This window comes from uncultured Bradyrhizobium sp. (genome assembly GCF_936928535.1).
Lineage (GTDB): Bacteria > Pseudomonadota > Alphaproteobacteria > Rhizobiales > Xanthobacteraceae > Bradyrhizobium.
Genome location: NZ_CAKZHY010000050.1, coordinates 1 through 5,655, shown reverse-complemented (window position 1 = coordinate 5,655; position 5,655 = coordinate 1). Strand labels below are relative to the sequence as shown.

Here is a 5,655-nt window from a genome sequence, read left to right as displayed (position 1 = left end):
CTTCTTCGCACATCTAATCTAACGTCGAACCGAGGGTGCCGGCTTAGCGCTTACGATGAGCGGTACGTTCTGCTCGGTGAGCCAGTCCAGCGCATCCAGCGTGATATTGCCGTTTCCGTCCACAATGACGACTCTGGACGGCATGTTCCGGTCGCCCGGAAAAAAGCGCTGGATCGCCCGAACCTGCGGATAGTGGGTGAAGCCATCCCGGACGAGCAGCGTGCCCGCCTCAACTCGCAGCCCGAGGCCGTGTCCGGTCAGGACTAGCGGCTCGCGAGTGCGTCTAGCCGGCGCACCGAGACGCTTCTTTTCGGCTCGTGGGGTTGCCCAATATCGGCAGCGTTCCGCCCACTGGCAATCGTCCATAACTGGCTGATATTCCATGCATAATTATAACGTTTTGGAGCGAGGTCGCCACAAAAAACGGGCTAATTGGGGAATACAATTTCTGCTAGCGCTGGATCGCATGCTCTCAAATATCGGATCGATTCAGGAGTGACGCCTCGTTGGGCACCCTTCCGAAATTCATCGACTATTTGAGCGGCGCGCTCTTGAAAAAATCTATCCTCATTTAGCGCAGTCAAGAATAACAGCATCAATTGGGCAGTTCGGAAATCAATTTGCTCTTCGATTTCTGCCAGCATTTTCAGGCCGGCGGGATTGTTCGGCGGCTGTTTGCCCATTTTTGCGATCGTGAGAAATAGGCGCAACTCGTTTCGCGCTCGGACAATCTGCTGGTCCGATAACGTTTTGTAGATTTCCACCAACTTCAGCCCGCCCAAGCGGGCAGAAATTAGCTGGAATGCTCCTTCAAACTCCTCGTACAGACGTTGATTTTGCGAGATTGCAGCTTCGCTGCGCGCTCGACTCAATTTGAGTGCCTTGTCTAGAGCCAATTTTTCGGCATCTGAGCCGTCAGTCACATACGAAGACCACCCTTCGAACTCTCCTGTAAGCAAGCGCCTGATGAACTCAAAAAAGGTCGCGAAATACTTCTGGCCCACTCGTTTGCGCACCTTGCGAAAGACCTTGTTGTCCGTTCTGAACGTACGAAGGTGTTCGATAGCGTCAGGAGCGAAATCGCTATCAAAAGTTCGGTGGATTTTTGGAAGGTAGTCGTCGTACCAAATGGCTCTGTTCTCCAAAATCTCTCGGGAATATTGCACTCCAACGTGGAAACCGCGCCACCAAAGTGCCTCGCCACATCGCTGGAGTGAGTGCTGATAACTTTGCTGAATCTGACAGAGAGCTAAGAGCTGACTCGTCGTGCCACTGGGATAGATAGTCCTAGAACCAGGAATGCCCAAGTCATGCTCTTGTTTGGGCGCAGGCAAAATGTGCGCTCGATGCCAGCGCCGCAATTGCCACTCCGTTAAATCCAATCCTGTCCCCTTCGCTGTCGCGAGGATCTCATCCGCTGATTCGCCAGGATCGTCCGGACTCACGTCATTGCTCTCAGCATAGTTCGGGCAGGCTACCGCGAAGTGATGCAGGAAGTCCCGCCTGAGCCGGCCTTGTTCCGGGCAGCCTACCGCGAGTCGGTGCGGGAATCGACGTCCGTCAGCGTCAAGCTCTCTACCGAAAATGTGGAGAGCTTTTATGAGAAAGAGATCAAGGCTTCCCAAGCGCGGGAGGCCGGGACGCAAGCGATCGCCAATCCAGGCAGCCGCGCGCAAATCCAAACTGCCCCTTCGCGAAATCCCCATTCAACTCGACCATGCGCGCCGTCTGTTCATGGTCACCAGATCAATCAAGAGCGCTGCCCGCAGCACTGGGGTATCGGAAGCACGCCTGCGTCGCCTGGTTCGGAACTACAAACTCGCAAAGTGGGATCCAAAAAGGCGCCGATGGCGGATCACAGACCGGGCTACGCGTGAAGTCGGCATCGCAACGAATGGCCAAGCAAGAACCATAGTCGTTCGAGGTTTTGTGCGAGCCCAACTCGCGAAGGGCTACAGTGCAGCGGTCAAGCGCTTCCTGGAAACCAACGATGCAGCGGTACTTACCCCCTACGAGGGGAAGTCAATCACTGACATCCACAAGCAAGACCACCTACTCGAAACCCGCCCAAACGTTCTGCTCCGCCTCGCCAACACAGGCAGCGACGCGGACATGAAGATCTATCGCCTTATCGACTGAAAAGAGAAGCTCCAATGCCGAAGAACAACAGCAAACGTGACGATTATGAGCGTCGCAAACAATCGCGCCTGCACAAGTTGGGTACTAACAATCCGCGATGTGCGGTTTGCGGAAATTCAGATTGGCGCGTCATCGAAGAACATCATCCCGATACCCGCAAGCGCGATAGGCTGGTCGTTCTGCTCTGTTCAAACCATCACCGCTTGGTCACCTACGATCAGAAGGAGCATCCAAGCGAGCCACAGCAGGCGGACCAGACCTTGGCGAGCATCGGCAATTTTCTATTGGGCTTGGCAGATATGCTCGCGCTGATTCTGGAGCGTCTCTACGAATATGGCGAAGCCCTGATCGCGCGATCGGGCGACGTGGCACACTTAAACGGAGGTCGCAAATGACTTCCATCCAACCGCCAGCGAAAGAAGAACGACCGATACTGCTTCGAGCTTTCGCGGAGCCTGTCAAATTCATGGTCAAGCGGCGCAATAAGGCAGGTCGCGCGTTAGATACATCAGATTGGACCGTTGTCTTTGACTGCGAGACGACAACTGACCCGGGACAAGCTCTCCGGCTTGGGTTCTGTCGCGTCTATTTTCGGGAAGAGCTTCGCCACGAGATTTGCTTCTACAAGCCTGGGATGCTGTACCAGCGTGATGCTGCGTCAATCAGGCGCTGGGCGTCCCGCGCGAATGTCGCGTTGATGAGCTGCGATGAATTCATCGACAAGATACTTTACAAGTACGGCTACGAGCTAAGAGGAACCATCGTTGGGTTCAACCTGCCATTTGACCTATCGCGACTAGCGATCAGCCACTTTCCGGCACGTACGACCCAGAGGGACAAGAGCATGTATGGAGGCTTCAGTCTAAAGCTCTCCCCATTCCCATGGTGTCCTCCGGTTCAAATTAAACATTTGTCTCGATTCGTCTCGTTCATGCGCTATGCTGGCTACTCGTCTCCCGCGAACCGCAGCCAGCGGAAGCGAGGACAATCGGTTCCCGTCAAGCGCGGCTACTTTGTCGATGTTCGCACCCTGGCAGCCGCCCTTCTAAGCAAGTCATTTACGCTGGGCTCGCTTGCGAAATTCCTGTCCGTCGAGGCGCGAAAGCTCGAGACCGACGAGCATGGCAGAAAGCTAACAGCGGAATATCTCGATTACGCACGTAGAGACGTCCTCACGACATGGCACTGTTATCAGGCCCTCCGGTCTCGATATGCTGCGATGTCGCTGGAAACACCCATCAGCCGGGTTTTTAGCGAAGCCAGTCTCGGAAAAGCGTACTTCAATAAAATGGGCATCCAGCCGTGGCTAAGCTTGCAGCCTAATGTACCTCGGTCGTTGTTGGCAGACATTATGTCCACCTTCTATGGCGGCCGCTCCGAGGTACGGATACGGCGGGAAATGCGACAGGTGGTGCTCTGCGATTTTCTTTCGATGTATCCAACCGTTTGCACGCTGATGGGCTTGTGGAGGTACGTCATCGCCAGAGGCATTGATTGGAAGGACGGTACCAGGGAGATCAAACGACTCCTTGATAGCTGGACGCTCGCGGATCTTCAGAAACCAGAGAATTGGAGTCGTCTGGTTGCCCTAGTTCAAGTGATACCAGAAGGCGACGTATTCCCCGTGCGTGCGGCCTACGATAGCAACGCTGATGGGACGATCGGCGCAAACTATCTATCCAGCAAATCGCCAATGTGGTTCACGTTAGCCGATTGCCTGGCAGCTCAGTTGCTCACTGGCAAGCGCGTAAAGGTCCTTAAGGCAGTCATCTTCAAACCGCGGGCCCCTCAGGTTGAGTTGAGGCAACTTACGTTTGCAGACGGACAGACCGTCGATCCATATAGGGATGACCTCTACAAAAGCCTCATAGAGACCCGCCAAAAGCTCAAGGACCAACGAAACAATGCGTCTGGTGACGAGCTGGCGCAACTCGATATTGCACAAAACACAATTAAGATCGCGGCGAATGCGACAAGCTACGGAATTTTCGCTGAGATAAATGTCACCGACAGTCCACTGGCGCAACGTCTGAAAATCTTTGGCTCGTGCGATAATCCCTTTTCACACATGTCCAACAAGGAAGAGCAACCTGGTCGATTTTTCCACCCGCTGGTGGCAACCACTATTACCGGTGCTGCGCGATTAATGCTGGCGATGGCAGAACGGTTGGTGACCGACGCCGGTTTGGAATGGACATTTTGCGACACGGACAGCATGGCCATCGCAAGGCCGGCAAATATGTCGGAATGCATTTTCAACGAAAAGGTCGACGAAGTGGTCGGGTGGTTCCGACGCTTGAATCCGTATAAGTTTGGTGGCGATATTCTGAAAATAGAGGACGTGAATTATGGGCTAAAGAATCGCGCTCTGCGCGAGCCTCTATTTGTTTGGGCCGTGTCCGCAAAGCGCTATGTCCTTTTCAATATCGAAAAAATCAGACCCATCATCCGAAAAGCATCTGCCCACGGATTAGGGTATCTTCGTGCTCCTTATGGCGAACAAGATGCGCCTAAGGAGATTCCGCCTCCTAAAATACCATTGCCCAAAATTGGAGTTCAGCGATGGCAGCATGACCTATGGTGGACAATAGCGAACGCAGCAATTCAGGGAAAACCTGACTATGAAACTACTTTGGATTTTCATCCTACATTCAGGCAGCCGGCGATGAGCCAATACGCAGCAACCACACCCAAGAACCTCAGATGGTTCGATGCGTACAACAAATATCGTACATATGCCGACCAAGTGAAGCCATTTGGGTTTGTTTGCGTATTCTACGGTAACGAACTTGCAGAAGTGCCAAGCGCTACATCCAAGACATCCCTCCCAAAGCCAGTTGCCCCATTCGATAAAGATCCGGGTCGAGCGGCAAAGTCGGCTTTCGATAGGATAACCGGGGAACAATTAAGCCCGCGTGGGCTCAAGACTTACGCGCAGGTATTGGCGCAATATCACCTTCATCCCGAAAGCAAATTCTTAAACGGCGATTTCTTGGACCGAGGCACGACATTTCGTCGGCACGTTTATGCGAACGAAATTCAGTACATCGGGAAGGAGAGTAACAAGTGGGAAGAGCATTATTTCTTGGGCTTTGATCCGGATGACGAGCTTCGGTACGGCGCTAAACCGCAAAGCAAGCGCTCGCTCGCAAAAGTGCTTGCCCGATATTGCACGGCGAATGGCACCCGGACGACGGCGGCAAAATTGGGTATTTCACGAACGAAGTTGTCGAAACTGCTGGAAAACGGATTTTCGGGGTGCGCGCCGGAATTTGTGCAGCGAATTTCGGGAATTATCGTCCAGCTGGATTCAGAGAAAAGTCAGCAAAAGCAGGAAATTCGAAGATTAAAGGGCTTGGCGCTCTCTGAGATGCGACGGCTGGGTGCTTCTAAATTTGCAGGCATCCTCGGAATTGATGTGGCCAATCTGTCCAAAATGGTGAGCGGTAGTCGAAACTTGTGTAAGCGCTTAGCCGCGACCCTATTGAAGCTGGCTTGACGTTTTGCGGAACCGCC

5 protein-coding genes are annotated in these 5,655 nt (G+C 53.4%); 4 read left to right on the top strand and 1 reads right to left on the bottom strand.

From position 1 onward, the window contains the following. A partial coding sequence (locus Q0687_RS06000; RefSeq protein ID WP_298873409.1) for a hypothetical protein occupies positions 1 to 267 on the top strand: 267 nt, incomplete at its 5' end. Positions 268 to 428: 161 nt separating this feature from the next. Here the strand turns inward: Q0687_RS06000 and Q0687_RS05995 are convergent. Beyond that, positions 429 to 1,445, bottom strand: a complete 1,017-nt coding sequence (locus Q0687_RS05995) for a hypothetical protein (RefSeq protein WP_298873407.1) — start codon at positions 1,443 to 1,445, stop codon at positions 429 to 431. Positions 1,446 to 1,599: 154 nt separating this feature from the next. Here Q0687_RS05995 and Q0687_RS05990 point away from each other — a divergent pair, with 154 nt between their 5' ends. From Q0687_RS05990 to Q0687_RS05980, 3 genes are read left to right on the top strand one after another with little or no spacing between them, the layout of a single operon-like run. Beyond that, entirely contained in the window at positions 1,600 to 2,139 is a 540-nt protein-coding gene (locus Q0687_RS05990) for a hypothetical protein (protein WP_298873405.1), read from the top strand. Between the two features lie 14 nt (positions 2,140 to 2,153). Continuing rightward, on the top strand, positions 2,154 to 2,534 hold the full coding sequence (locus Q0687_RS05985; protein WP_298873403.1) for a hypothetical protein: 381 nt from the start codon (positions 2,154 to 2,156) through the stop codon (positions 2,532 to 2,534). Continuing rightward, entirely contained in the window at positions 2,531 to 5,638 is a 3,108-nt protein-coding gene (locus tag Q0687_RS05980; RefSeq protein WP_298873402.1) for a hypothetical protein, read from the top strand. The genes Q0687_RS05985 and Q0687_RS05980 overlap by 4 nt, the downstream gene beginning before the upstream one ends. Positions 5,639 to 5,655 lie beyond the last annotated feature (17 nt).

Excerpts from the sequence above, each read along its gene's own strand:
- Q0687_RS05990 (WP_298873405.1), top strand. The coding sequence starts at position 1,600 with ATGAGAAAGAGATCAAGGCTTCCCAAGCGCGGGAGGCCGGGACGCAAG.
- Q0687_RS05985 (WP_298873403.1), top strand. The coding sequence starts at position 2,154 with ATGCCGAAGAACAACAGCAAACGTGACGATTATGAGCGTCGCAAACAA.
- Q0687_RS05980 (WP_298873402.1), top strand. The coding sequence starts at position 2,531 with ATGACTTCCATCCAACCGCCAGCGAAAGAAGAACGACCGATACTGCTT.